Source organism: Pseudomonas sp. TYF_14 (assembly GCF_043105275.1).
GTDB lineage: Bacteria > Pseudomonadota > Gammaproteobacteria > Pseudomonadales > Pseudomonadaceae > Aquipseudomonas > Aquipseudomonas alloputida.
This window is the reverse complement of record NZ_JBICLK010000034.1, coordinates 105,584-128,558: the sequence shown is the minus strand read 5'-3', so window position 1 is coordinate 128,558 and position 22,975 is coordinate 105,584. Positions and strand designations below refer to the sequence as shown.

Here is a 22,975-nt window from a genome sequence, read left to right as displayed (position 1 = left end):
CATGCGTATAGCAATCATCGGCAGTGGCATCGCGGGGCTGACCTGCGCCCATTTGCTGTCACGCAAGCACGAAGTCACGGTTTTCGAGGCCGAGCAATGGGTCGGGGGCCACACGCACACCCTTGATGTGGTCTGGAAAGGCCAGCGCCATGCAATAGATACCGGTTTCATCGTCTTCAACGACTGGACGTACCCGAACTTCATCCGCTTGCTCGACCAGCTTCAGGTGCCATCACAGCCGACCGAGATGAGCTTTTCCGTGCATGACCCGATTGCGGGCCTGGAATATAACGGCCACGACCTGAACACCCTGTTCGCCCAACGCAGCAACCTGCTGTCCCCAGGGTTCTGGGGGATGATCCGGGACATTCTGCGTTTCAACCGTCAGGCACTGGCCGACCTGGACAACCAGCGTATCGATGCCAGCACCACGCTGGGCGACTACCTTCAAGCGAACCGCTATGGGCAACGCTTCATCGATCATTACATCGTACCGATGGGGTCGGCGATCTGGTCGATGTCTCGCGCAGACATGCTCCACTTCCCGCTTGAGTTCTTCGTGCGCTTCTGCCGCAACCACGGCTTGCTGTCGGTCAACCAACGTCCACAGTGGCGGGTGATCAAAGGCGGCTCGCGCAGCTATGTCGCACCGCTGTGCCGGCCGTTCGCTGAGCGCATCCGCCTCAACTGCAAGGTTTACCGAGTCAGCCGCGACGAAGGTGGCGTCACCCTCGTGAGCGCGGCCGGCACCGAGCGCTTCGACAATGTGGTGTTCGCTTGCCACAGCGATCAGGCCCTGGCACTGCTGGAGAACCCCAGCAACCAGGAGCGCGCCGTACTCAGCGCCATCGATTACGCCAGCAACGACGTGGTGCTGCATACCGATACCCGTCTGCTGCCACGCCGCCAGCGCGCCTGGGCCAGCTGGAACTACCGCCTGGGCGGCCCCGAGCGGGCTCCCGCCGCGCTGACCTACAACATGAACATTCTGCAAGGTATCCAGGCACCGACAACCTTCTGCGTGAGCCTCAACCAGACCGCACTGATAGACCCGGCGCAGGTGATCGCCCGCTTCCAGTACGCCCATCCCCAGTACAGCGTTGCAGCGTCCGCCGCGCAAGCGTGCCAGGAGCAACTGCAAGGGCAACAGCACAGTTACTTCTGCGGCGCCTATTGGGGCAATGGCTTTCATGAAGACGGGGTGGTCAGCGCACTGAAGGTGGCCGCGCACTTCGGAGAGCAACTGTGAACAGCAGCCTCTGCGTGGGCTTGATCAGCCACCGTCGGCTGACGCCGCGGGTCCACGCGTTCCGCTACCGGATCGGCATGTTCTACCTGGACCTGGACGAACAATCCTGGCTGATGGGCCTGTCACGCTGGCTGGGACGCTGGCGCCTGGCGCCGTTGTGCTGGCGCGAAACCGACTACCTGCCCGCCCTGACCCGCCAAGGCGAATCGCTGGCCCAGGCTGCACGCTTGCTGGTCGGGCAGGCGACTGGGCACCTGCCCGAAGGCCGGGTACAGCTGCTCACGCAACTGCGGTGCTGGGGGCTGTCGTTCAACCCGGTGAGTTTCTATTTCTGCCATGACCGCGACGGGTGCCTGACCGCGATCCTGATGGAAGTGCGCAACACGCCCTGGCGTGAACGCTTTCATTACGTGCTCCCGGTGCAAGGCAACCTTGCCAGGCCCTTCAGCGTCGGCAAGGCCTTCCATGTGTCGCCGTTCATGCCGTTGGACATGGACTATCGCCTGCGCTTTTTCCTGGACACGGACCATGTACGCATTCAGATGCAGAACTGGCAAGGCGGCACAAAGGTGTTCGAGGCCGACCTCGCCCTGCGCCGCAAGCCACTCGATGGTGCAGCGCTGCGTCGGTATGTCCTGAACTTCCCATGGATGAGCCTGCGCACCGTCTCGGCCATCTACTGGCAAGCGCTGCGCCTGTTACTCAAACGCACCCCCGTGCATGACCACACCACCTGCCAGGGTGACCTGGCACTCGGCCAACCTTGCGAGGACCTTGATGATGTCAAATCCCACCCTGAGCGTTAGCAAGTTCGCAGGCCTTGCGCCCCTGCTCGGCGGGCTGGCACGAAGCGCCGTGCTCGCCCAGTTGAGCAAGCTGCGTCACGGCCACCTGCGCCTGCTCAGCCACGGGCAGCAGTGGAGTTTCGGTGATGCCGACAGCCCGTTGCAGGCCGAGGTGGAGATCCTCGATGACGCCACCTGGAGCCTGATCGCCGGCAATGGCTCGATCGGAGCTGGCGAAGCCTACATTCACGGCTATTGGCGCAGCCCCGACCTGGCGCTGGTGACCCGCCTGTTCGTCGCCAACCTTGAAGTGCTCGACGCGCTCGAGGGTGGCCTGGCCCGCCTGGGCCGCCCTGCCCTGCGCCTGCTGCACCGGCTCAACCGCAACGACAAGCGCGGCGCCCGGCGCAACATTCTGGCCCACTACGACCTGGGCAATGCCCTGTTCGAGCGGCTGCTGGACCCCACCATGATGTATTCGGCTGCGCAATTCGAACACCCGGGGCAAACACTGGAGCAGGCCCAGTTGCACAAGCTGGAGCGCATCTGCCAGAAGCTCGAACTGAGCCCTGACGATCACCTGCTGGAAATTGGCAGCGGCTGGGGCAGCCTCGCTATCCACGCAGCCACCCGTTACGGCTGCAGGGTCACCACCACGACGCTCTCCGAGGCGCAGTACAGCCATACCCTGGAGCGCGTCAAGGCCTTGGGGCTGGGGCAGCGTGTGCAAGTGCTCCGCGAAGACTACCGCGACCTTCAAGGCACGTTCGACAAACTGGTTTCGATCGAGATGATCGAAGCGGTCGGTCATCGCTACCTGCCGGTGTATTTCCGCCAGTGTGCTTCGCTGCTCAAGCCTGAAGGCCTGATGCTATTGCAGGCGATCACCATCCGCGACCAGCGCTATGCCCAGGCGCAGCGCTCGGTCGACTTTATCCAGCGCTACATCTTCCCCGGTGGCGCCCTGCCTTCGCTGAGCGTGTTGCTCGACACCGCCAGCCGGCACACTGGCCTGAACCTTGTGCACATGGAAGATTTTGGCCTGGACTACGCCCACACCCTGCGACACTGGCGTGAAAACCTGCGTCAGGCACGCACTGCGCTGACGGACCTTGGCTACGACGACATGTTCCAGCGCCTGTGGGAGTTTTACCTCTGCTACTGCCAGGGCGGTTTCGAGGAGCGCGCGATCGGTGTTGCGCACCTGCTCTGGGCAGCACCCCAGGCACGCCGTGCGCCCTTGCCTGGCGGTGCCTGATGCCCAACCGCTGGCTGATCGGCAATGCCCTCTGGCTGCAAGCCGGCTGGTGGGTATGCGTGCTGGGGGCCGAGCGGCCCTTGCTGTTGCTGCTGGTGATTCCGGGCGTGGCAGTGCACCTGCGCCTGTGCCCGGACATCAATGCCGAGCTCAAGGCGCTGTTGCGCGTCACCTTTGTCGGCTGCGTGCTCGACAGCGTGCTGGGAGCGCTGGGGGTGTTCGGTTTCGACGCCTGGCCCCTGCCGCTGTGGCTAGCGCTGCTGTGGTTGGTGCTGGCCAGCGGGATGCGTCACAGCCTGGCATGGGCCGGCAGGCACTGGCGAATCGGCGCACTGCTGGGGGCGATTGGCGGCCCTCTGGCCTATGTAGGCGGCGCCAGGCTGGCAGGTGTTGCCTTGCCATTGGGCGCGCTGGAAACCGGCCTGCTACTGATGCCGTTATGGGCTTTGGCCCTGCCCCTGCTGGCGCGCCTCGCGGCGCGGCGCTGACCGGCGACATCGCTCGGAGCAGTAACGCACCTGCTCCCAACAGCGTGCCCAGCGCTTGCGCCAGGTGAACGGCCGGCCACACACCACGCAAACCTTGCTGGGCAGAAGGCTCTTTTTCACAACGCCTGCCCCGCATCGAGCCGCGCCAGCAATGACTGGCCACGTTGCCACACGGCATCGCGACGGCCAGCGGGCATGCCATCAAGGCTGCGATAGACCAAGGCCAGGCGCGGGTTAGCCGAGAGCTGGGGACGATGGCGAATGAGAAAATGCCAATACAAGGCATTGAACGGGCAGGCCTCCTCTTCGGTCACCTGGTCGACCCTGTAACTGCAAGCCTTGCAATGATCGGACATGCGCTGGATATAACGACCACTGGCGCAGTACGGCTTGGACCCCAGGTAGCCGCCGTCGGCGTGCATCACCATGCCAAGCGTGTTGGGCAGTTCGACCCACTCGAAGGCATCCATGTAGACCGCCAGGTACCACTCACAAATTGCGGTTGGCACGATACCGGCCAGCAAGGCGAAGTTGCCGGTAACCATCAACCGCTGGATATGGTGAGCGTAGCCCAACCGCAGGGTCTGCCCGATGGCTTGCGCCATGCAGCGCATGCGGGTGCGCCCGGTCCAGTAGAATTCTGGCAGCGCCCGGTGATTGTTCAGGTGATTGAGCCCGGCATATGCCGGCATGCGCTGCCAATAGATGCCACGCACGTACTCACGCCAGCCGATCAGCTGGCGAATGAAGCCTTCGGCTGCATTGAGCGGCACCCGCCCCTCGCGCCAGGCTTTGTCGACGTCGTCGCACAGACGACGCACATCCAGAAGGCCGATGTTGAGCGCCGCACTGATGCGCGCATGAAACAGGTACGGCTCGCCTTCGGCCATCGCATCCTGGTAGTCACCGAAAGCCGCCAGGCCGAAATCCAGAAAATGCTGCCACAGCTGTTGTGCCTCGGCATGGGTCACGGGGTAGTCGAAACCGTCGACGCCCCCGTAGTGGTCGCTGAAGCGCTGACGCACCAAGGCCACCACCGCTGCCGTGATGTCGTCTTGCGCGAAATGCGCAGCGAACGGGCCACGCAGCTGCCGTGGCAATGGCTTGCGATTGTCGCCATCGAAATTCCAGGCGCCACCTGCCGGGCTGCCGTCGGGCTCCATGAGCAGGCCGGTTCGCTTGCGCATGCCACGGTAGAAGTGCTCCATACGCAGCTGGCGACGTTCTGTGGCCCAGCGCCCGAAGGCTTCACGGGAGCACAGAAAACGCGTGTCGCGAAACCACACAAGCGGCAGTGCGGCATCACGCAAGGCCTGCTCCAGGCGCCACTCACCGCACTCGGTCAAGTGAATGTGGGTGGCGCCCAAGGCTTGTTGCCATCGATGCAACTCACCCACTATGCTGCCGCTGTTACCCTCGGCGTCCAGTTCGACATAGTGCACCTGCCAACCCCGTTCACGCAGGGCCTGGGCAAAATGCCGCATGGCGCTGAAGATGAGAACGATCTTCAGCGGATGATGCGGTACGTATCGGGCCTCCCCCTCCACTTCCGCCATCAGGACCGCATCGCGAGCAGGGTCAAGGGACGCCAGACTTGCCAGGTCGAACGACAGTTGGTCACCCAGCACCAGGCCCAGGCGCATCGTCCGGGCTACCACTGGCTGGTGAGCGTTACCGGTACGCGCAGCGGCGCGATGGGGCCGTCACGTTGCCCGCACATCTCATCATGCACCACCTGCTGCACCAGCATGCACGGCACCGGCGGCAGGTCGGCCAGCAACTGCCGCAGTTCGGTCGTGGAGCGCACGCGCACGGGCTGCCCCTGGGCATCGCTCAATGTCACAGGGCCGGCGTCGGTCAGGGCGCGCAGGAGGTAGAAGCCCCCCTCCAGCGACAGCAGTTCAAGTTCCTTGGCTTCGCCGGTCGAAACCAGCTGGGTCAGCGCGATCAGGTTCATGGTGTGCCCTCTGGCAGGCGGCGGAAGAACAAGGTGATCTGGCCAATCTCAACGCCCAGTTTGCTCATGCTCGAGCGGTTGATCAGGGTGTCGTCATCCATGAGGTACATCCAGTCGTCCAGGTCTACCTGCCAGTGCCGCCCGTCGACCGGCAGATCCAGTTGGTAACGCCATCGCAGCGCGTTGCCCGCCACTTCGCCACGCGCCTCGCCAATCACGTCCCCCGCTGTTCCCCGCCAGCGCCCGGGGCCGTCCGGCACCAGCGTCCAGGTACGCTGCTGGCGTGTGCCATCGCTATAGAGAAAATGCTCGTCGAGGATCAGCCGTTCACCCTCGCGGCGGCTGTCGATGCGCACATGGAAGCGCTTGACCACCTCACCGGAACGCTTCTGAAACATCCCCCACGCCTGAACCGGGCGCGAGAAGAACGCCGCCAGGTCCAGCTTCGGCTGCTCCTGGGCATAGTGCTCGATACCGACATTGCCACAACTGCCCAGAAGCAGGCAGGCAGCCAGCAACAGCGCTTTGTACATGTTCAGGCTCCTCGGTCATCGCCAGCCAGCCCAAGCAGCCGCTGACGCAATTGGGGGTCTCTGGCCCGCGGGTCAAGCCAGATGGCGAAGAAGGCCCGGGCGAACACCGGATCGTCGATCGCGTGGCTCAGTTTGCCGTCGACGTAAAAGCGGCAACCCTGCCTCGGCAGGTACAAGCCCGTGATGCGCATGCCAGGGCTCACGTCCACGAATGCCTGCTCAATCGCCCTGGTCCATGCCGCGCGTTGCTGTGCCGTCATGCTGCCGCCACCCAGGCGTTGCATTTCCTCAAGGCTGGCCTTGACCAGCGTGTCCCTGGACAATGAACGGTGATAGAGCAGCTCAAGGGCAAACGGCTGGTTCCAGTCCTGAACCGGGCCAACTGCCCATAATCGGGCGGTATACAACCGCAGGCCAAACCAAGTGAAATCACCGGCGCCCAGCCGTTGCGCCGCAGGCAGCTCCGCTCGCCAGTCTGCCGCCGACGACATGGCGGCTAGCAGCAGGCATAGACAGGTCCAACGTGCAGGGTGCGCCATTCTGACCTCGAGCACTTTGCTAAATACTATACAATAGTAGACGCTTGTACAGATATTTGACGAGCCATGTATAGTTCTTAATGCCCAGCATGCACATTTCTGCAAGCCTCGCGCCCCCGTTATCGAACACCCATGAAAGTCGAGATAGAAGGAATTGCTCATGCTGTACGTCGTCATGCTCGGTGGACGTCACCCACGGGCCAATATCGAGGTCCACGACGTGTTGTTCGCGCAGGCGGACTCGCTTGAACAGGCCTACCCCCATCTGCGCCAAGCCTGGTTCGGGAGCCGAACGGGCCTGCACATCGACGCCTGGATGGAAGTCGACGGTATTGACCGCTACCGCGTTGCGTTCAGTCAGGTAGCGCCTGGCCCACACGATCCCAGGTTGTTCTTCATCAACCTTGGCGGCTACGAGCCCGGGGTGTTTGGCGAGGCACACCGCTACCTGCTGGTGGTGGCCAGGGACAAGGCCGAGGCCAGGCAACTGGGCAAACAGCGCCTGCAGGCAGACTGGCTCAAGCCGCATACCGACGCGGTACTGGACGTCGACGATTGCCTGCCGATCGACTGGGTGAACGACCGTTACGTGCACTTGATCGAAGGGCCACATGACGGCTTACGGCAGTACAGCGACTATATCCTGCTGTGAGCTCCCCCCTGCCAGCTGCACGAACGTTGGCAGGCATCACAGGACGAGGCGCCAGCGCCCAGCCAAGAGGACACGCCGATGAGCCTGATCAACGACCTTCACACACCCGCCAACGTGCTGGTCTGCGGGGCCAGCCAAGGGATTGGCCTGGCATTGTGCACGCAGTTGCTGGCGCGCGATGACATCGGGCTGGTGTTCGCCGTTTCGCGACGCGCCACCACCAGCCCTGCGCTGGATACCTTGTTCACAGAGCACGGGCGACGGTTGGTTCGCCTGGACTGCGACGCCCGGTCCGAGCAGGCACTGCACACTCTGGCAGCACAGGTGGGCGCCTGCTGCGACCAGCTGAACCTGGTCTTCAGCACGCTTGGCGTGCTGCAAGAAGGCCCGGCACGGGCTGAAAAGGCGCTGACCCAGCTTGATATGGCGGGGTTGCTGAGCAGTTTCACAACCAACTGTTTCGCCCCTGTTCTGCTGCTCAAGCATTTGCTGCCGCTGCTGCGTCGGCACCCGATGGCCTTCGTCGCCTTGTCGGCGCGGGTCGGGTCGATCGGCGACAATCACCTGGGGGGCTGGTACAGCTACCGTGCCAGCAAAGCCGCGCTCAACCAGCTTCTGCGCACTGCAAGCGTCGAGCTGAAGCGACTGAACCCCGCGTCAACGGTACTTGCATTGCATCCCGGCACCACCGACACCCAGCTTTCCCGACCCTTTCAGGGCAATGTGCCGCCGGGCAAACTGTTCTCGCCCGCGTTTGCCGCCACCTGCATCCTGGCACTTGTGAGCCGTCACGGCCCGGCGCAGAGCGGAACGTTCTGGGCGTGGGATGGCACGCCGATTCCCTGGTGACGCGCGCGGAGAGTTGCAGGCCAAGTCGATGAACCAGCCTTGAGCGAAAACGGTCAACCCTTTATCTGACAACGGCAGAAGGAAGGGTGGAACGAATGGTTTCGTTTGATCTGCAACGGATGCTGATAGGCGACTTCCCTTTTACCTTTCTGCTGGAAGTTGCTGTGCGTGTTTCAGCGGCCTTCCTGGCCGTGTTCTTCTTTCTGAAATTCAGTGGCCGGCGCGGGATCAGACAGCTGTCCCGGTTCGAGCTCGTGGTCATTCTCACCCTGGGCTCAGCTGCCGGCGATGTGACCTTTTACGAGGACGTACCGCTGCTTCCGGTGGCCTTGGTTTTCCTCACGCTGTTCATGCTTTACCGAGGAACGGTCTACCTCATGAGGCGAAACAGAACCTGCGAGGCCTGGATCGACGGGCTGCCGGTCACGGTAGTGAAAGATGGCATGTACGAAATCCATTCGCTGCGTCACATGAACATTTCACCGAATGAGCTGTTCATGGAGCTACGCCAGCAAGGTGTCGAGCACCTGGGCCAGGTTCGACTGGGCCTTCTGGAAACCGATGGCGATCTCAGTTTGTATTTCTACGATCAGCAAGACACACGCCCAGGCCTGTCAGTGCTGCCGGTCGAGCATCGCCCGGAGTACACATCGCCGCCCGGCGCCGGGGTGCATTGCTGCGTGAGCTGTGGTTTCCCGGCCTACCATGAGCCTCATGACACCCTGGCGTGTTCACGTTGCGGTCATACGGTCTGGTCGCCTGCATTGGATACCGTGCGCAACCGTTAGCAGGTTCTCCCCATACCGCCAGGCATCGAGCAGGAACTTTGCTCGCTGTTTGCAGGCCCTTATGAAAGGCCTATCAGCACGAGGAGAAAATGATGAGTGCACAATTGAACGGCAAGCGCGTGGCCTTTCTGGTCACCGATGGCTTTGAACAGGTGGAACTGACCGGCCCGCGTGAAGCCTTGGAAAACAGCGGCGCGGTGGTCGATATCCTGAGCGAGAAAGAAGGCACGGTACGTGGCTGGAACCATGACAAACCCGCCGACGCGTTCAGCGTGGATGCGACTTTCGACAGTGCGCAGCTTGACCTCTACGACGCCTTGGTGCTGCCCGGCGGTGTGCAGAACTCCGACACGATTCGCTTGATCCCCGGTGCGCAGAAACTGGTAAAAAGCCATGATGCGGCCGGCAGGCCGCTGGCGGTTATCTGCCACGGCGCGTGGCTGCTGATATCGAGCGGGTTGGCCAAAGGCAAACGAATGACCAGCTACAAGACCTTGCAAGATGACATTCGCAACGCGGGCGGTACGTGGGTGGATGAACAAGTGGTGGTCGATGGCAACCTCATCACCAGCCGCCAGCCGGACGATATCCCCGCCTTCAATGAGCAGTTGATCAAGGCACTGGCAGACTGAACCTGCTACTGCTCAGTGCGTGCTGGTCGCCCATGATGCCGACCAGCACGCACTGATCACGCCAGCTGGATGAAAACCGAATAACTGCCCAGCAACACCCAGAAGCACAGGAAAATCCAGGGCGTGCGCAAGGAAAACAGCAGCGATTTGCGGTGCCCCGCCTGAGAGGTTTCAGCCTCGCAGAACAGCGGCGACTCGTCATAGGCCAGCCCCATCAGCGGTTCGCTGCGCAGCAAGTGGCTCTGCTTCATCTGCCAGTGCTCGATAATCCGGAAGGCCGCGCGGATGCCAGGCCAGGCATTCAGTGTACTGAGCACGCCGAGCAGTGCGAGAAAAGCCGGGACCATCAGGGTGAACATTTCGCCCCAGCTTTGGTTAAGGTTACCCATCGATGACACGTAGGCGATCACCAGGAACGACTGGGCCGCAAGATAAGCGTCGGTACGGTTGGCCAGGATGGTGGTCTCATACTGAATTTCGCGTCGATAGAAATCCAGCCGCTCCTTGGGCGTACCGAACATCCTCTCGTTCGTCTGATCGATCTCATGTTCCGGCGTGGAAGGCGTGATGATTCGAGGCACTGCAGACTCCTTGATGACGTGGGCCTCACCCATGCCAGCAAGCCCCGTCAGCGGTAGAGCTAGGCGGAGGGTAAAAATTCACTGGGAATGGGTGCATCAACCGCTCGTCGCTCAGCACGAAGATCCACTTCAACACTGGCCTGGCGCGCCTTTCGAACGGGAATAAGCGTTCCAACCCTGCAGGAGCTTCCAGCATGAGCGACTACCCTACCCCTCCATTCCCATCCCAACCGCAAAGCGTTCCCGGTTCCCAGCGCAAGATGGATCCGTATCCGGACTGCGGTGAGCAGAGCTACACCGGCAACAATCGCCTCGCAGGCAAGATCGCCTTGATAACCGGTGCTGACAGCGGCATCGGGCGTGCGGTGGCGATTGCCTATGCCCGAGAAGGCGCTGACGTTGCCATTGCCTATCTGAATGAACACGACGATGCGCAGGAAACCGCGCGCTGGGTCAAAGCGGCTGGCCGCCAGTGCCTGCTGCTGCCCGGCGACCTGGCACAGAAACAGCACTGCCACGACATCGTCGACAAGACCGTGGCGCAGTTTGGTCGCATCGATATCCTGGTCAACAACGCCGCGTTCCAGATGGCCCATGAAAGCCTGGACGACATTGATGACGATGAATGGGTGAAGACCTTCGATACCAACATCACCGCCATTTTCCGCATTTGCCAGCGCGCTTTGCCCTCGATGCCAAAGGGCGGTTCGATCATCAACACCAGTTCGGTCAACTCTGACGACCCGTCACCCAGCCTGTTGGCCTATGCCGCGACCAAAGGGGCTATTGCCAATTTCACTGCAGGCCTTGCGCAACTGCTGGGCAAGCAGGGCATTCGCGTCAACAGCGTCGCACCCGGCCCGATCTGGACCCCGCTGATCCCGGCCACCATGCCTGATGAGGCGGTGAGAAACTTCGGTTCCGGTTACCCGATGGGACGGCCGGGTCAACCTGTGGAGGTGGCGCCAATCTATGTCTTGCTGGGGTCCGATGAAGCCAGCTACATCTCGGGTTCGCGTTACGCCGTGACGGGAGGCAAACCTATTCTGTGATCGTGCTGCGGAGGCCTGCTGACGCGGGCCTCGGCGCCTCTGGCAGAGCGGTATAGAGCCTGGGCTTGACGCGTGCCCTACCAGACGTCATTAGCGTTGAACCCTGCCGCCCACTGCTACTCAACCTCATGCAAGCCATTTTTCATTCGCCCGCGACGAGGTGACACCATGAATGCTATCGACCTGCTGGTTCAAGACCATAAATTAGTCAAGAAGCTGCTGGAAGAGCTCTGTGCGACCACAGAGCGTGCCGTGAAGAAACGCGCCGAACTGCTGCAACGCATTGAGCAGGAACTGCAAATCCATACCGCTCTGGAGGAGGACATCCTCTACCCGGCGATCAAGCAAGCCGGTGGTAAAGAGGAAGCCAAGATGTATTACGAAGCCAAGGAAGAACACCGGACTGTCGACGCCCTGGTGCTGCCTGATCTGCTTCATACGCAACCAGGCACGCTTGAGTTCGCCGGTCGGGTCAAGGTGATGAAGGAGCTGCTTGAGCATCACATCGAAGAAGAGGAGGAAGAGCTCTTCCCCACCGCGAAAAAGCTCCTCGGCAAAGACCAACTGGACGAGCTGGGGCTCGCCATGCAAGCCCAGAAAAAACTGCTCAAGGGTGAGCAACGGGCCGCTTGAATCAAAGGCGCCAGCCGGGTCGGGCACGACCGGCCCGGCCTGACGCCAGGGATTAATGTTTGGGACTCGCTTCGATGGAGAGCTGGATCGACTTGCTGGAGTGGCCGGCCATGCTGGTCACGGTGGTGGCAGCCTGGTGTATCGGGTCGCACCGTCCAGGACGGCGCATGGTGGGCTTCTGCTGTTTTATCGCCAGCAACATACTGTGGTCAGTCTGGGGGTGGCATGCCCAGGCCTGGGCTTTGATTGTGCTGCAGCTTGTGTTGTGCCTGATGAACCTGAGGGGGTGGCGCAAGAATAAACGCGCTTCAAGGAAAGCGCCTTCAGAGAAGGTTCAGGGCGGCGCTGATGCTACGCCTTATCACCTGCTGACGAGCACTTCCCGAGGTCAACCCGAAAACCCCTCCTGAGCGTTATCCATGATGGAACCACCGAATACACGGGTGAACTGCCGAGTGCTCAGGTGCGCCACCTGCAAGCGCACAAGCCCAGGAAGGCTTGCTAGCACATATGGAAATACGTATATTCGGTTTTCCGTATGTACAGGCACCCCCATGATCACACCGCCCGATGTCTTCAAAAGCCTCTCTGACGAAACCCGCGCTCGCGCCACTCTGCTTATCGCCAGCCTGGGCGAACTGTGCGTCTGCGAGCTGATGTGCGCGCTCAACGACAGCCAACCCAAGATCAGTCGCCATCTGGCACAACTGCGCAGCAATGGCATGCTGCTGGATCGCCGTCAGGGCCAGTGGGTGTATTACCGCCTGAATCCGGAGCTGCCTTCCTGGGTTCACGAAATGCTGCAGGTCACCTTGCAGGCCAATTCGCAATGGCTGGCTGACAATGCCCTTCGGCTGAAGAACATGGACGGTCGCCCCGTGCGTGATTCCGTCTGCTGCTGATCATCACCAAGCGAGATTTTCATGCTGCCCGCCATTGCTGTCTTCGTGTTCACCCTCATACTGGTCATCTGGCAGCCCAAGGGGCTCGGTGTTGGCTGGAGCGCCGCGCTAGGCGCCATCATCGCCCTGGCTACAGGCGTAGTTTCCCTGCATGACATCCCTGCCGTATGGGCCATTGTCTGGAACGCCACCGCCACGTTCATCGCGGTCATCATCATCAGCTTGCTGCTGGATGAGGCGGGTTTCTTCGAATGGGCCGCATTGCATGTGGCACGCTGGGCAAACGGCAGCGGCCACCGCCTGTTCGCCTTCTGCGTACTGCTCGGCGCCGCTGTATCGGCGCTGTTCGCCAACGACGGTGCGGCGCTGATCCTCACCCCCATCGTCATGTCGATGCTGCTCGCGCTGCGCTTCTCACCTGCAGCGACACTGGCCTTTGTCATGGCAGCAGGCTTCATTGCCGACACGGCAAGCCTGCCGCTGGTGGTCTCCAACCTGGTCAACATCGTCTCGGCCGACTACTTCGGCCTGGGCTTCGCCGAATACGCATCGGTGATGGTGCCGGTGAACATCGCCAGCGTGGCGGCCACCCTGCTGGTGCTATTCCTGTACTTCCGTCGTGATATCCCCAAGCAGTACGCGCTCGATGCGCTGAAGGCGCCGAGCGAGGCAATTCATGACCACGCCACCTTCAAAGTCGGTGGGTGGGTGCTGCTGGTGCTGCTTGCAGGCCTGTTCGCACTGGAACCTCTGGGCATCCCGATCAGTGCGGTGGCCGCCGTCTGCGCCGCAATCCTCTTTGCCGTGGCCGCTCGCGGTCACCGCATCTCAACCCGTCGCGTGCTGCGGGAAGCGCCGTGGCAGGTGGTGATATTTTCGCTGGGCATGTATCTGGTGGTGTACGGCCTGAAGAACGCCGGCCTTACCGACATGCTCACCCACCTGCTGGACACGCTTGCCGAGCAGGGCCTGTGGAGCGCGGCCATTGGCACCGGGTTGATTTCCGCCCTGCTGTCCTCAGTCATGAACAACATGCCCAGCGTGCTGATCGGCGCATTGTCGATCCAGGCCAGCGGTGCAGAGGGCCTGGTACGTGAGGCGATGATCTACGCCAACGTCATCGGTTGCGACCTCGGACCGAAGATCACCCCGATCGGCAGCCTCGCCACGCTGCTTTGGCTGCATGTGCTGGCGCGTAAAGGCGTGCGCATCACCTGGGGTTACTACTTCAAGGTCGGCCTGCTGCTCACGGTACCGGTTCTGCTGATCACCCTTTCTGCTCTGGCACTGCGCCTGAGCCTCTGACGTTCGCCCCCCAGCGGAGGAGCCCTCCATGCGAGTCCTGTTCATGTGCACGGCCAACAGCTGCCGCAGCATCCTTTCCGAAGCAATGTTCAACCACCTGGCACCGCCCGGTTTCGAGGCAGTCAGCGCTGGCAGTTTTCCCAAGGGCCAGGTGCTGCCACGCAGCCTGAGCACGTTGCAGCAGGCCAATATCTCGACCGAGGGCTTGAGCAGCAAAGGCAACGATGCGTTCGAGGGCAACCCACCCGACATCGTCATCACCGTCTGCGACAAGGCAGCGGGCGAAGCCTGCCCGGTGTATTTCGGCCCTGCGTTGAAGTCGCATTGGGGGCTGGAAGACCCCTCCGATGTCGTGGGTGACGAAGCTACGGTCGATGCGGCTTTCCGGGCCACACTGGCCCGCATCGAGTCTCGCTGCCAGGCCTTCTTCGCGCTGCCGCTCGATCACCTCGACCGCGAGCAGCTCAAGCACGCGCTGGATCGCATCGGCTCGCTTTGAACAGGAAGAAAACATGTCCGAGCAACTGCCTAACCTCGACCTCACGCTGTTCGACCTGCCGCCTTCGGCAACCCCGACCTGCGAACACAAACCTCGCATCCTGCTGCTGTACGGGTCTACCCGAGAACGCTCCTTCAGTCGCTTGCTGGTAGAAGAAGCCGCGCGCCTCCTGGAGCACTTCGGTGCCGAAACCCGCACCTTCGACCCGTCGGGCCTGCCGCTGCCTGACGATGTACCCGTAGAGCATCCCAAGGTGCAGGAGCTGCGTGAACTGGTGCAATGGTCAGAAGGCCAGGTGTGGTGCTCGCCAGAGCGCCATGGGGCGATGTCGGCGGTGTTCAAGGCACAGATCGACTGGATTCCCTTGGCGCTGGGGGCATTGCGCCCCACCCAAGGCAAGACCCTGGCCGTGATGCAGGTGTGCGGCGGCTCGCAGTCGTTCAACGTGGTCAACCAGTTGCGCGTGCTGGGCCGCTGGATGCGGATGTTCACCATCCCGAACCAGTCTTCGGTACCCAAGGCTTATCTGGAGTTCGACGACACCGGGCGGATGAAGCCATCGCCGTACTACGATCGCCTGGTTGATGTCATGGAGGAGCTGGTGAAGTTTACCGTGCTGCTGCGCGACCGCCAGGCATTCCTGGTCGATCGCTATTCAGAGCGCAAGGAAAGCGCCGAGCAGCTGTCTGAGCGGGTCAATCAGCGATCCATCTGAAGCAAAGGTGATTCAAGACAGTGGAAACGACAAGGTAGCGGCCAGCCCGCTGCCCGCTCTGTTTTCAAGGCGTACCTGCCCCCCCATACGGTCGATGATGGTCGCGACGATGGACAGCCCGAGGCCAGCACCATTTGGGCTGTTTCGGCTGTAAAAGCGCTCGAATACACGGGACAGGCTCTCCTCATCGATACCCGTCCCTTCATCCTCGACGACCAGTTCTATGCTGCTGTCCAGGCGCCGCAGTAACACGGCGATGCGCCCCCCAGGCGGTGAGTGTTCTACCGCGTTGGACACCAGGTTCTGTAGCGCAATGCCCAGCGCGCCGGCGTCGATCTGCAGGTGGTGGTCCCCTTCGTCGATGTCCAGCGAGGGTTCCAGGCCACGGTCCAGTATCCATGGGGTCAGTTCAGCCAGGGTTTCGGTGACGACCTCGGCCAGGTCGATCCGGGTGCTGGCTCGCTGCCCCAGTCTTGGCTCGACGCGGGCCAAGGTCAGCAACTGGTTGACCACCCGTGTCAGCCGATCGACCCCGCCCACAAGAAAGCCCAGGGCTTTCTGGCGCTCGGCATCATTGCTGGCGGCCAGCGCGTTCTGCGCGTGCAGGCGCAATACGGCCAGAGGCGTACGCATTTCGTGGGCAGCATCGGCAATGAAGCGATGTTCACGCCGCAGCAGATCGTCGATCTGCGCCAGCAAGCGATTGATGGCCGCCTGCATGGGCTCCAGTTCAGTGGGAAGCGGTACCAGTTGCAGCGGCTCCAGCGAATCTGCATGACGCCTGCGGATGACATTGGCCATGTTCTGCAGTGGCCGCAGCCCCCAGCCGATCGCAGCCCACACCAGCAGTGCCAACGCCAGGCTGCCAAGCAGGAACGGGAACAGCGTGTGGCGAACGATGCGGTCGATCAGGTCGTAGCGCACATCATCACGCTCCCCCACCCAGATAAGCCAGTGTTTTTCCGGCACCGGCAAAACGAAACCGCGCCATTGTTCACCGCCACTGGAAAAGTCGTAGAACCCTGGAGCAGTGGGTGGTGGGTCGATGGGTGGCGCACTGGGTGTATGCACCAGCAACGCCATGCCTTCACCCCAGACCTGGAATGCCAGCTTGCTTTCGTAAGGGTGCCCCACCTGATGCCGCCCCGCTTTGCCCAAGGCATCGTTGAAGGCCTGATACAGCGCCTCACGCGAGCCCTCTTGTACCGGCATGCTCATGACGCCTTGCAGCAAACGCGCGTTCTGGGCCAGGTGCGCGTCATACACCTCGTTAATTTCGTGGCTGCTGTCGTGGTAGTTATAGAGCGCGAGCAAGCCGGTACCGAGTAGCAGCAAGAGCATCACGCGCCACAGCGTGCGCTGGCGAAGCGAGGTCATGCCTTGACCTCGACCAGATAGCCAATGCCGCGCACCGTGCGAATCAGGCCGTTGAACAGCTTCTTGCGCAAATGGTAGATGTTCACCTCCAGGGTGTTGCTCTCCGGCTCTTCATCCCAGCCATACAGCAGTTGAGTCAGGCGCTCACGTGTGAATACCTTGCCCGGCTGTGCCAGCAACTCATGCAACAGCACATACTCTTTGGGGGTGAGCACAACCTCGACGCCGTTGTATTGCACTTGCTGGGTGGTCGGGTCCAGGCTGACCCCGGCATGCTCGATCAGCACCTTGGCGCGCCCGACGCTGCGCCGCAGCAAGGCGCGCAGGCGTGCCTTGAGCTCATTGAGGTCAAAAGGCTTGACCAGGTAATCATCGGCGCCGGCATCCAGGCCGGCAATGCGATCATCGAGGGCATCCCGCGCGGTGAGGATCAGCACCGGCAAGCTGTCGCCGCCGGCGCGTAATCGCCTGAGTAGCTCGAGGCCATCCATGCGGGGCAATCCAAGATCCAGGATCACCAGGTCGAAGGTCTCGTGCTGCAACGCATGCAAGCCACTGACACCGTCCCGCAACCAGTCAAGGGTGTAACCCTCCTGGCGCAAGCCGTCGCAGATCCCTTCCCCCAGTGCGATGTCATCCTCAACCAGCAACAGCCGCATGTTCAGTCCTGTTTGTCCTTGATGGTCTTGAGTAAAGCATCGATATCGGCACGCCGGCCCTGGTCAGCCAACTCACGCCCCGGCCGGGGCGGTGCCTGCAAGGCTTTCTGCAGGGCGGCGGTAGCTTCAGGGTAGCGCTTCTGCCGATACAGATGATCGGCCCAGAAATAGTTGCTGTCGATACCGTTGGGGTTGATCTGCAAGGCTTTGCGCAGCATCTTGTCGGCCATCTCGGCATCACCGAAACCGATAGGCCAGCCTGGCACCTGGTCATACAGCGTGCCCAGGCTGGTGTAAGCCGAACCTTGCAGGGCGGCGGGGTCCAATTTCATGGCCTGCTCCAGGCTAGCTTTCGCCGCCTTGACCTTGCCCAGTGCACCGAGGCCACCCGTCGCCCCCGCCCAACTGCTGTTGATGATGCCCTCCCAGATCAAGGGTTCAGGTGTGCCGGGATACTGACGAACAAACGTTGCAGCATCGCCTGCCAGCTTTTCGAAGGCGTCGGCACGCTTATCCTTGGGCATTTGGTACTGAATCTGCGCCCAGCGCTGCTGCAGATCACTCAGGCGCTGGCTGCCTGCCTGGTCCAATGCCCAGGTGAAGGGTGCAAATGCCAGCAAGCTGGCAATGAACAGACGCTTCATTTGTTCGACTCCTTGGAATGGCTGCCGATATAGCGGCGAATGACTGGCAGTTGCTTGCGTAGAGCGCGATCGACCATGCCCGGCAACATGCCGTTGATACGCACGAAGAGCTTTTCCGGCCACCCCAGGTAAAGCTCGGTGCGCTCGGATTGCACCGCCTGGAGCACAGCACGGGCGACGTCCGCCGGGTCGTCCATACCAACTTTCAGCGCTTGATTAAGCGCAGTCGCAGCGCTGCTGTTCATCGTTGTGCGGGTCGCCCGGGGGGCGGCATACAGCACGTTCACCGTGGTGTCGGCCAACTCGCGGCGCAGCGCTTGCGAAAAACCACGCAACGCAAACTTGCTGGCGCAGTAGGTGGCGTAGCCGGGGTAGCCGATCGAGCCATAGGTCGACCCGACATTGACCACCAACGCCTTGGGCTGAGCGCGCAGCAACGGCAGGCAGGCCCGGGTCAGTTGCAGGGGAGCCTTCAGGTTGATGTCCAATAGCTCGTCCAGCGCATACTCATCCAGCTGGTCGAGCAGAGCGAAGCGATTCACGCCAGCAGCGTTGATCAGCACATTCACAGCCCCCATCTCGCGTGCCCGCTCGATGACATGTTCGCGCCCTGACGGGCTGCGCAGGTCGGCTTCCTGCCAGCGCAGACGATCAGGGTACCGATTCATCAGGCCAGCCAGCTTGCCCATATGCCGACTGACGGCCAACACCTGGGCACCGGCAGCGCAGAGCTGTTCAGCCAATTCCAGGCCTATGCCCCCACTGGCGCCGGTGAGGATCACCACGGACTCAGCCAAACGCATGGTGCACCTCTTGCTGCCCGGCACGCGGGAGGCCCTGGAACATCTCGGTGTACAAGCGGTAGACGACCTTGGCCGCGTGGAGAACGGCCTGCTGGTCACCGGCATCGTCGAGGCGATCCATCAACTGTTTGTAGGTCACCATATGCTCCTGGTCGAGCGCACCGTGCGAGCTGAGGTAGCTGAACGCCTGGTCAGGCAGTGCCAATGTGTTCTGGATAACGCCTGCCGCCTGGGTGGCCAGGGCGATGCTGGTGCCTTCGAGCACGTTGACCATGCCGAACAACCCGACCGGGTTGCCACGGGCGATCAGGTCGTACAGGTAGGCGACCATCAGCTCGATGGATTGCACCGGCTGGCCATCGCGCACGGCCTCCCAGTCACCACCGCACGCTCTGATGTCGTTGAGGATCCACTGCTCGTGGCCATATTCCTCTTCAATGTATTCGCAGACCGCACCGCGCAGCCACTCCAGCCGCAGCGGCAATCGTGCCCCACAGGCCATCATCAGCGGCACGGTATGGCGCACGTGGTAATAGGCCTGGGTCAGGAAGGCGACGTAGCTGTCCAGGCTGACCTGGCCGGCCAGCGCTTCGCGGATCACCGGTACGGCGAACAGCGCCTGACGCTCTTGGGCGGTTTGTACTTGCAGGGTGTCGAAAAAGGACATTGTGAACCTCACAACGAGATGTCGGACAACAGGGTGTGGTAACGCTGCAAGATCGCCTCACGTCGCGGGCGGCCATTGGCAGTCAGGGTTTCGTCAAGCGTGCTCAGAGGCACTGGCAAGCGGCGCCAGGCGTGCACCCTGGCGTAATCGGGCAATCGCGCGTTGCATTGCTGTACGGCCTGTTCGATGGCCTCGTCGCTGATGCCGGGATCCAGCGGCCAGAGCAAGGCAAGGTTGCGTGGCAAGGCTTCGCCATGCACGAAAGCCTGGGCGATCACACCACTTTGGCTCAGCTCGGCTTCTACCCACTCCGGGTTGACGTTGCGCCCGAAGCTGGTAATGAACTGATGCTTCTTGCGGCCATCCAGGTAGAGGTAGCCATCCTCATCGAGGTGGCCTACATCGCCTGTTGCCCACCACTGCCCGGTTACAGGCGGCTCTCCCAGGTAGCCCAGCAATGTCGAGCCGGCCACCAGGACTTCGCCATCCTCGGCGATGCGCACCTGCACATGCGGCAATGGCTTGCCGACGCTCCCAGGGCGCACAGCCCCTGTGCGGTTGAGCGCCACTACCGAGGCGCACTCGGACAAGCCGTAACCTTCGAACACCGGCAAACCGACTGCCTCGGCCCGCGCGAGCAGGCTTGGCGATACCCGAGCCCCGCCTACCGCCACCAAACGCAGTGGGCCGACCCGCATCAGCCCGCGCTCGATCGCTGTCACCAACCCCATCAGCAGCTGCGGCACAAGGATCAGGCTCTGAGCACCACTGAGGGCGATTGCGCCCAACAGGCGCTTGAAATCGACCTGGCTTGCCCCTCCCATCCCCAACTGCTGCTGCGGATAGAGCTGCACACAAGCGCCAGCCATGAGCGCGGCGTAGACGCCCAGGTTTTCCAGCAAAACGCCCAGTGGCAGTACCGCCAGATATCGCTGCGGCGCGGTTGGGCGGCTGGCGGCCTCCAGCTCATGCGCCACACGCAGCAGGGCTTCAGCGCTCAGGCACACGCCTTTGGGCGTGCCGGTGCTACCGGAGGTATAAGTGATCTTGGCAGTGCCCTCGGGCAGCGCCGGGGCGACAAAACTGTCACGCTGCCACACGCCAGCTGGCGCCTGCCGGGCAAAGCCAAGCGCAATGAGCTGTTCGGCCCACTGCGCCTCACACACGACCGCCGTCACTCCGCTTTGCTGCAAGCAGTGCTGGAACTGGGTCGCGCTGAAAAACGGCGGCACTGTCACACTGGCGCGTTCGGCGAACAGCGCCGCCAAATCCCAGAATAGCGCTTCGGGCCCGTTATCCAGCACCACGGCGAAGGTTCCCGGTGGTTGGCTGCGCAAGCAGCTCGCACGGGATTCGACTTCGTTGAGCAGTTGCCGGTAGGTGTAACGCTGCGCATCGCCCTGAACGGCCACGGCGTCAGGATGCTCCACGGCGTGCTGGCGCAACAGTGCCTGAAAGGCTGTCAGTTCATGCCGCATGGCCGGTCTCCAGGGCTAACATGGGAAACCCAAGCCGCTCGAACATGCCCGCCTGCTTCAGGGCATCGAAGCCAACGCCTATGTTGCCGGCAAATAGCTGGGGTCGCTGGTCGTAGTAGGTCCCCCATTGGTCCACTTGGCCCTGCAAGCGCGCAGGATCCGCTGAGGCCAGAACGGTGGGCACCAGCCCCAGTCGCCGGAAACTGTTGAACAGTGTCGCGGCGCCCGTGAATGCGACCCACTCCAGACCTCGCATGGCCAGCAACCACGTCACGGCGATGATCATTATTCGAGCGCTACCGGCGCTGAGCGAGGCCAGGTTGCCTACTTCTACCATGCAGTTGCGATCCGGTGAGGCACCGGTTACCCGTGAAACAGCGGATTCCAGAGGCTCGTCCAGGTACCGCTCAAGAAAGAGCGGCCCTTCGCTGGCCGGCCGCATGCCTGCCGCCGCGATCAGGCGACCGTGGCTACCCTGCAAGGCAAGCAGCTCCGGCAGGTAATGCTGCACATCCGCCTGGTGCACACTGGCAAAGCGCTCGTGTATGAAGTGCTCCAGCTCGCCTCGCCCATGATCGCCGCTAAGGTGAAGAGAAAGATGCGCCTGATGATCGGCATGGCTACCGATGGGTAACGGAAGCAAACTGTGCCATTGATGAGACTGAGTCATGAAGTTTCCCCCGCCTAGGTGCGACGGAGGGAATTATCGGGGCCGAATCTGAATGCAATCTGAAGTCGGCTACTGTCGGAGCGCCTCAGCCCGGCGCTCGTTCATGTGCTGAACTGACTATGACCGAGCACGACGCGTACCCAGCTCGATCCAGACGGGCGCATGGTCGCTGGCCTTGGCCTGGTTGCGCACCCATGCATCGACACCCGCCCGTTTCAGATAAGGCGCAAGCTCGCGATTGAGCAACAGGTGATCGATTCGCAACCCGGCATTGCGGGCCCAGTGGTTACGGAAATAGTCCCAGAAGGTGTAGACACGCTCGTCCGGGTACAGATGGCGTATGGCATCGAGCCAGCCCTGGTCAAGCAGTCGTTGGTAACACGCTCGCGACTCAGGCTGCAGCAGTGCGTCCTTCAGCCAGGAACGCGGGTTATAGATGTCCATGTCGGTGGGCACGACATTGAAATCCCCTGCCAGCAGCGTGGGGTGGCCACTTTCCTGGAGGCTGCGCGCATGCTGGATCAGGCATTCGAACCAGTGCAGCTTGTAATCGAACTTGGGCCCGGGCTGCGGGTTGCCGTTCGGCAGGTAGAGACAAGCGACCAACACCCCGTGTGCCGCAGCTTCCAGATAGCGACTCTGGCTGTCCTCTTCCAGGCCGGGCAAGCCGCGGCGAACCTCGAGCGGATCACTGCCCCGCACCAGAATGGCCACGCCGTTCCATGACGGTTGCCCATGATGAAGGCTGCCATAGCCTGCTGCCTCCAGCTCCGCGCGAGGGAATTGCTGATCGGCCGCCTTCAGCTCCTGCAGGCAGGCAATGTCGGGCTGCTCCCGCTCCAGCCAGGCCAGCAGCGCCGGCAAACGGCTGCGGATGCCATTGATGTTGAAGGTGGCAATCTTCAGCGCTTTCATGCGTCCGGGTCGCTCACATGGGCCTGCACGGCATCTTCCAGCGCGCGGATATGCGCCTCATCGGCCAGCGCCTTGAGCGCCAACCAGTCGTCCCAGTCGATGGCACCGTCGTCGCGCAGGGCCTCGGCTGTGCGAAGCAGTTCATGGTGGTAGGCATCCGGTGACGCGCGCCGGTAACTGATGTCGTCGTACTGGGCGTACCAGGCCTCAAGCTCGGGAATGTTGCGTTCGATGCTCATGAAAGCGTCCTCGCTGTACCCTTTGCTTGTCAGAACCCGGGCACAGCTCGACGTTCAATCAGGCGTCACTGAAAGTAATGGGGATACCGTGCCATGTCGCTCTCCA

Annotated in this window: 29 protein-coding genes and 1 pseudogene; 15 read left to right on the top strand and 15 right to left on the bottom strand. The window is 62.1% G+C overall.

What is annotated here, in order from left to right:
• Position 1 precedes the first annotated feature (1 nt).
• The 4 genes from ACF8O8_RS11130 to ACF8O8_RS11115 are packed head-to-tail and all read left to right on the top strand — an operon-like array spanning position 2 to position 3,780.
• On the top strand, positions 2–1,249 hold the full coding sequence (locus tag ACF8O8_RS11130; RefSeq protein WP_350297720.1) for an FAD-dependent oxidoreductase: 1,248 nt from the start codon (positions 2–4) through the stop codon (positions 1,247–1,249).
• Positions 1,246–2,055, top strand: a complete 810-nt coding sequence (locus ACF8O8_RS11125; protein ID WP_392509681.1) for a DUF1365 domain-containing protein — start codon at positions 1,246–1,248, stop codon at positions 2,053–2,055. Before ACF8O8_RS11130 ends, ACF8O8_RS11125 begins: the two co-directional genes overlap by 4 nt.
• Positions 2,030–3,292 carry a cyclopropane-fatty-acyl-phospholipid synthase family protein gene (locus ACF8O8_RS11120; protein WP_049586237.1) on the top strand — a complete coding sequence of 421 codons (1,263 nt, stop codon included), beginning with the start codon at positions 2,030–2,032 and terminating at the stop codon, positions 3,290–3,292. Before ACF8O8_RS11125 ends, ACF8O8_RS11120 begins: the two co-directional genes overlap by 26 nt.
• A complete protein-coding gene (locus tag ACF8O8_RS11115) occupies positions 3,292–3,780 on the top strand; it encodes a DUF2878 domain-containing protein (RefSeq protein ID WP_010953647.1) in 489 nt (162 codons plus the stop codon). The genes ACF8O8_RS11120 and ACF8O8_RS11115 overlap by 1 nt, the downstream gene beginning before the upstream one ends.
• On the opposite strand, the gene ACF8O8_RS11110 is transcribed toward ACF8O8_RS11115, so the two are convergent.
• The 5 genes from ACF8O8_RS11110 to ACF8O8_RS11090 are packed head-to-tail and all read right to left on the bottom strand — an operon-like array spanning position 3,730 to position 6,809.
• Positions 3,730–3,900 (bottom strand): DUF2256 domain-containing protein, encoded by a 171-nt coding sequence (locus tag ACF8O8_RS11110; protein ID WP_079732516.1) that lies wholly within the window; start codon positions 3,898–3,900, stop codon positions 3,730–3,732. The genes ACF8O8_RS11115 and ACF8O8_RS11110 overlap by 51 nt on opposite strands.
• Positions 3,897–5,423 carry a cryptochrome/photolyase family protein gene (locus ACF8O8_RS11105; RefSeq protein ID WP_010953646.1) on the bottom strand — a complete coding sequence of 509 codons (1,527 nt, stop codon included), beginning with the start codon at positions 5,421–5,423 and terminating at the stop codon, positions 3,897–3,899. Before ACF8O8_RS11105 ends, ACF8O8_RS11110 begins: the two co-directional genes overlap by 4 nt.
• A gap of 8 nt (positions 5,424–5,431) precedes the next feature.
• On the bottom strand, positions 5,432–5,737 hold the full coding sequence (locus ACF8O8_RS11100) for a DUF6482 family protein (protein ID WP_003254009.1): 306 nt from the start codon (positions 5,735–5,737) through the stop codon (positions 5,432–5,434).
• The gene (locus tag ACF8O8_RS11095) at positions 5,734–6,270 is read right to left on the bottom strand and encodes a DUF3833 domain-containing protein (RefSeq protein WP_003254010.1); all 537 of its coding nucleotides are present in this window, start codon (positions 6,268–6,270) and stop codon (positions 5,734–5,736) included. Before ACF8O8_RS11095 ends, ACF8O8_RS11100 begins: the two co-directional genes overlap by 4 nt.
• Positions 6,271–6,272: 2 nt before the next feature.
• A complete protein-coding gene (locus tag ACF8O8_RS11090; protein WP_049586242.1) occupies positions 6,273–6,809 on the bottom strand; it encodes a chalcone isomerase family protein in 537 nt (178 codons plus the stop codon).
• Between the two features lie 160 nt (positions 6,810–6,969).
• Here ACF8O8_RS11090 and ACF8O8_RS11085 point away from each other — a divergent pair, with 160 nt between their 5' ends.
• The 4 genes from ACF8O8_RS11085 (at position 6,970) to ACF8O8_RS11070 (ending at position 9,730) form a co-directional block, all read left to right on the top strand.
• Positions 6,970–7,461, top strand: a complete 492-nt coding sequence (locus tag ACF8O8_RS11085) for a DUF1543 domain-containing protein (RefSeq protein ID WP_014591337.1) — start codon at positions 6,970–6,972, stop codon at positions 7,459–7,461.
• A gap of 78 nt (positions 7,462–7,539) precedes the next feature.
• Positions 7,540–8,310: an SDR family NAD(P)-dependent oxidoreductase gene (locus tag ACF8O8_RS11080; RefSeq protein ID WP_350297717.1), complete on the top strand. Its 771-nt coding sequence runs from the start codon at positions 7,540–7,542 to the stop codon at positions 8,308–8,310.
• 95 nt (positions 8,311–8,405) lie between these two features.
• Positions 8,406–9,098: a DUF421 domain-containing protein gene (locus tag ACF8O8_RS11075; RefSeq protein WP_010953642.1), complete on the top strand. Its 693-nt coding sequence runs from the start codon at positions 8,406–8,408 to the stop codon at positions 9,096–9,098.
• Between the two features lie 92 nt (positions 9,099–9,190).
• A complete protein-coding gene (locus ACF8O8_RS11070) occupies positions 9,191–9,730 on the top strand; it encodes a type 1 glutamine amidotransferase domain-containing protein (protein ID WP_049586245.1) in 540 nt (179 codons plus the stop codon).
• 56 nt (positions 9,731–9,786) lie between these two features.
• Here the strand turns inward: ACF8O8_RS11070 and ACF8O8_RS11065 are convergent, their stop codons facing one another.
• Positions 9,787–10,311 (bottom strand): hypothetical protein, encoded by a 525-nt coding sequence (locus ACF8O8_RS11065; protein ID WP_010953640.1) that lies wholly within the window; start codon positions 10,309–10,311, stop codon positions 9,787–9,789.
• 194 nt (positions 10,312–10,505) lie between these two features.
• Between ACF8O8_RS11065 and ACF8O8_RS11060 the strand changes: the two genes are divergently transcribed.
• From ACF8O8_RS11060 to arsH, 7 genes and pseudogenes are all read left to right on the top strand, one after another.
• The gene (locus ACF8O8_RS11060; protein WP_010953639.1) at positions 10,506–11,363 is read left to right on the top strand and encodes a glucose 1-dehydrogenase; all 858 of its coding nucleotides are present in this window, start codon (positions 10,506–10,508) and stop codon (positions 11,361–11,363) included.
• Positions 11,364–11,531: 168 nt separating this feature from the next.
• Entirely contained in the window at positions 11,532–11,996 is a 465-nt protein-coding gene (locus ACF8O8_RS11055; protein WP_010953638.1) for a hemerythrin domain-containing protein, read from the top strand.
• 74 nt (positions 11,997–12,070) lie between these two features.
• A pseudogene (locus tag ACF8O8_RS11050) lies at positions 12,071–12,295 on the top strand (hypothetical protein); the annotation flags it as partial.
• 255 nt (positions 12,296–12,550) lie between these two features.
• Positions 12,551–12,898, top strand: a complete 348-nt coding sequence (locus ACF8O8_RS11045) for a metalloregulator ArsR/SmtB family transcription factor (RefSeq protein WP_010953634.1) — start codon at positions 12,551–12,553, stop codon at positions 12,896–12,898.
• A 21-nt stretch (positions 12,899–12,919) separates the two neighbouring features.
• Complete coding sequence (arsB, locus tag ACF8O8_RS11040; RefSeq protein WP_010953633.1) at positions 12,920–14,203, top strand: arsenical efflux pump membrane protein ArsB; 1,284 nt, start codon at positions 12,920–12,922, stop codon at positions 14,201–14,203.
• Between the two features lie 28 nt (positions 14,204–14,231).
• Positions 14,232–14,702, top strand: a complete 471-nt coding sequence (locus ACF8O8_RS11035) for an arsenate reductase ArsC (RefSeq protein WP_392509680.1) — start codon at positions 14,232–14,234, stop codon at positions 14,700–14,702.
• A 13-nt stretch (positions 14,703–14,715) separates the two neighbouring features.
• Complete coding sequence (arsH, locus tag ACF8O8_RS11030) at positions 14,716–15,417, top strand: arsenical resistance protein ArsH (protein WP_392509679.1); 702 nt, start codon at positions 14,716–14,718, stop codon at positions 15,415–15,417.
• Between the two features lie 12 nt (positions 15,418–15,429).
• Here arsH and ACF8O8_RS11025 read toward each other — a convergent pair whose 3' ends face one another.
• From ACF8O8_RS11025 to ACF8O8_RS10985, 9 genes are all read right to left on the bottom strand, one after another.
• On the bottom strand, positions 15,430–16,794 hold the full coding sequence (locus ACF8O8_RS11025) for a sensor histidine kinase (protein ID WP_392509678.1): 1,365 nt from the start codon (positions 16,792–16,794) through the stop codon (positions 15,430–15,432).
• Positions 16,791–17,453: a response regulator gene (locus tag ACF8O8_RS11020; RefSeq protein ID WP_010953629.1), complete on the bottom strand. Its 663-nt coding sequence runs from the start codon at positions 17,451–17,453 to the stop codon at positions 16,791–16,793. The genes ACF8O8_RS11025 and ACF8O8_RS11020 overlap by 4 nt, the downstream gene beginning before the upstream one ends.
• A gap of 2 nt (positions 17,454–17,455) precedes the next feature.
• Positions 17,456–18,097 carry a hypothetical protein gene (locus ACF8O8_RS11015; protein ID WP_010953628.1) on the bottom strand — a complete coding sequence of 214 codons (642 nt, stop codon included), beginning with the start codon at positions 18,095–18,097 and terminating at the stop codon, positions 17,456–17,458.
• Positions 18,094–18,900 carry an SDR family oxidoreductase gene (locus ACF8O8_RS11010; RefSeq protein WP_392509677.1) on the bottom strand — a complete coding sequence of 269 codons (807 nt, stop codon included), beginning with the start codon at positions 18,898–18,900 and terminating at the stop codon, positions 18,094–18,096. Before ACF8O8_RS11010 ends, ACF8O8_RS11015 begins: the two co-directional genes overlap by 4 nt.
• The gene (locus ACF8O8_RS11005; protein ID WP_129932157.1) at positions 18,887–19,567 is read right to left on the bottom strand and encodes a TenA family transcriptional regulator; all 681 of its coding nucleotides are present in this window, start codon (positions 19,565–19,567) and stop codon (positions 18,887–18,889) included. Before ACF8O8_RS11005 ends, ACF8O8_RS11010 begins: the two co-directional genes overlap by 14 nt.
• 8 nt (positions 19,568–19,575) lie before the next feature.
• The gene (locus ACF8O8_RS11000; protein ID WP_392509676.1) at positions 19,576–21,045 is read right to left on the bottom strand and encodes an AMP-binding protein; all 1,470 of its coding nucleotides are present in this window, start codon (positions 21,043–21,045) and stop codon (positions 19,576–19,578) included.
• Positions 21,035–21,715: a thermostable hemolysin gene (locus tag ACF8O8_RS10995; RefSeq protein ID WP_392509675.1), complete on the bottom strand. Its 681-nt coding sequence runs from the start codon at positions 21,713–21,715 to the stop codon at positions 21,035–21,037. The genes ACF8O8_RS11000 and ACF8O8_RS10995 overlap by 11 nt, the downstream gene beginning before the upstream one ends.
• Positions 21,716–21,832: 117 nt before the next feature.
• Positions 21,833–22,630 (bottom strand): exodeoxyribonuclease III, encoded by a 798-nt coding sequence (xth, locus tag ACF8O8_RS10990; RefSeq protein ID WP_350297712.1) that lies wholly within the window; start codon positions 22,628–22,630, stop codon positions 21,833–21,835.
• Positions 22,627–22,869 carry a hypothetical protein gene (locus tag ACF8O8_RS10985; RefSeq protein ID WP_003254042.1) on the bottom strand — a complete coding sequence of 81 codons (243 nt, stop codon included), beginning with the start codon at positions 22,867–22,869 and terminating at the stop codon, positions 22,627–22,629. The genes xth and ACF8O8_RS10985 overlap by 4 nt, the downstream gene beginning before the upstream one ends.
• Positions 22,870–22,975: the final 106 nt, after the last annotated feature.

Coding starts and splice junctions, on each gene's coding strand:
- ACF8O8_RS11070 (WP_049586245.1), top strand. CDS start 9,191: ATGAGTGCACAATTGAACGGCAAGCGCGTGGCCTTTCTGGTCACCGAT.
- ACF8O8_RS11085 (WP_014591337.1), top strand. CDS start 6,970: ATGCTGTACGTCGTCATGCTCGGTGGACGTCACCCACGGGCCAATATC.
- ACF8O8_RS11045 (WP_010953634.1), top strand. CDS start 12,551: ATGATCACACCGCCCGATGTCTTCAAAAGCCTCTCTGACGAAACCCGC.
- ACF8O8_RS11020 (WP_010953629.1), bottom strand. CDS start 17,453: ATGCGGCTGTTGCTGGTTGAGGATGACATCGCACTGGGGGAAGGGATC.
- xth (WP_350297712.1), bottom strand. CDS start 22,630: ATGAAAGCGCTGAAGATTGCCACCTTCAACATCAATGGCATCCGCAGC.
- ACF8O8_RS11000 (WP_392509676.1), bottom strand. CDS start 21,045: ATGCGGCATGAACTGACAGCCTTTCAGGCACTGTTGCGCCAGCACGCC.
- ACF8O8_RS10985 (WP_003254042.1), bottom strand. CDS start 22,869: ATGAGCATCGAACGCAACATTCCCGAGCTTGAGGCCTGGTACGCCCAG.
- ACF8O8_RS11015 (WP_010953628.1), bottom strand. CDS start 18,097: ATGAAGCGTCTGTTCATTGCCAGCTTGCTGGCATTTGCACCCTTCACC.
- ACF8O8_RS11080 (WP_350297717.1), top strand. CDS start 7,540: ATGAGCCTGATCAACGACCTTCACACACCCGCCAACGTGCTGGTCTGC.
- ACF8O8_RS11010 (WP_392509677.1), bottom strand. CDS start 18,900: ATGCGTTTGGCTGAGTCCGTGGTGATCCTCACCGGCGCCAGTGGGGGC.
- ACF8O8_RS11060 (WP_010953639.1), top strand. CDS start 10,506: ATGAGCGACTACCCTACCCCTCCATTCCCATCCCAACCGCAAAGCGTT.
- ACF8O8_RS11115 (WP_010953647.1), top strand. CDS start 3,292: ATGCCCAACCGCTGGCTGATCGGCAATGCCCTCTGGCTGCAAGCCGGC.
- ACF8O8_RS11130 (WP_350297720.1), top strand. CDS start 2: ATGCGTATAGCAATCATCGGCAGTGGCATCGCGGGGCTGACCTGCGCC.
- ACF8O8_RS11120 (WP_049586237.1), top strand. CDS start 2,030: ATGTCAAATCCCACCCTGAGCGTTAGCAAGTTCGCAGGCCTTGCGCCC.
- ACF8O8_RS11025 (WP_392509678.1), bottom strand. CDS start 16,794: ATGACCTCGCTTCGCCAGCGCACGCTGTGGCGCGTGATGCTCTTGCTG.
- arsB (WP_010953633.1), top strand. CDS start 12,920: ATGCTGCCCGCCATTGCTGTCTTCGTGTTCACCCTCATACTGGTCATC.
- ACF8O8_RS11090 (WP_049586242.1), bottom strand. CDS start 6,809: ATGGCGCACCCTGCACGTTGGACCTGTCTATGCCTGCTGCTAGCCGCC.
- ACF8O8_RS11105 (WP_010953646.1), bottom strand. CDS start 5,423: ATGCGCCTGGGCCTGGTGCTGGGTGACCAACTGTCGTTCGACCTGGCA.
- ACF8O8_RS10995 (WP_392509675.1), bottom strand. CDS start 21,715: ATGACTCAGTCTCATCAATGGCACAGTTTGCTTCCGTTACCCATCGGT.
- ACF8O8_RS11075 (WP_010953642.1), top strand. CDS start 8,406: ATGGTTTCGTTTGATCTGCAACGGATGCTGATAGGCGACTTCCCTTTT.
- ACF8O8_RS11100 (WP_003254009.1), bottom strand. CDS start 5,737: ATGAACCTGATCGCGCTGACCCAGCTGGTTTCGACCGGCGAAGCCAAG.
- ACF8O8_RS11035 (WP_392509680.1), top strand. CDS start 14,232: ATGCGAGTCCTGTTCATGTGCACGGCCAACAGCTGCCGCAGCATCCTT.
- arsH (WP_392509679.1), top strand. CDS start 14,716: ATGTCCGAGCAACTGCCTAACCTCGACCTCACGCTGTTCGACCTGCCG.
- ACF8O8_RS11055 (WP_010953638.1), top strand. CDS start 11,532: ATGAATGCTATCGACCTGCTGGTTCAAGACCATAAATTAGTCAAGAAG.
- ACF8O8_RS11095 (WP_003254010.1), bottom strand. CDS start 6,270: ATGTACAAAGCGCTGTTGCTGGCTGCCTGCCTGCTTCTGGGCAGTTGT.
- ACF8O8_RS11005 (WP_129932157.1), bottom strand. CDS start 19,567: ATGTCCTTTTTCGACACCCTGCAAGTACAAACCGCCCAAGAGCGTCAG.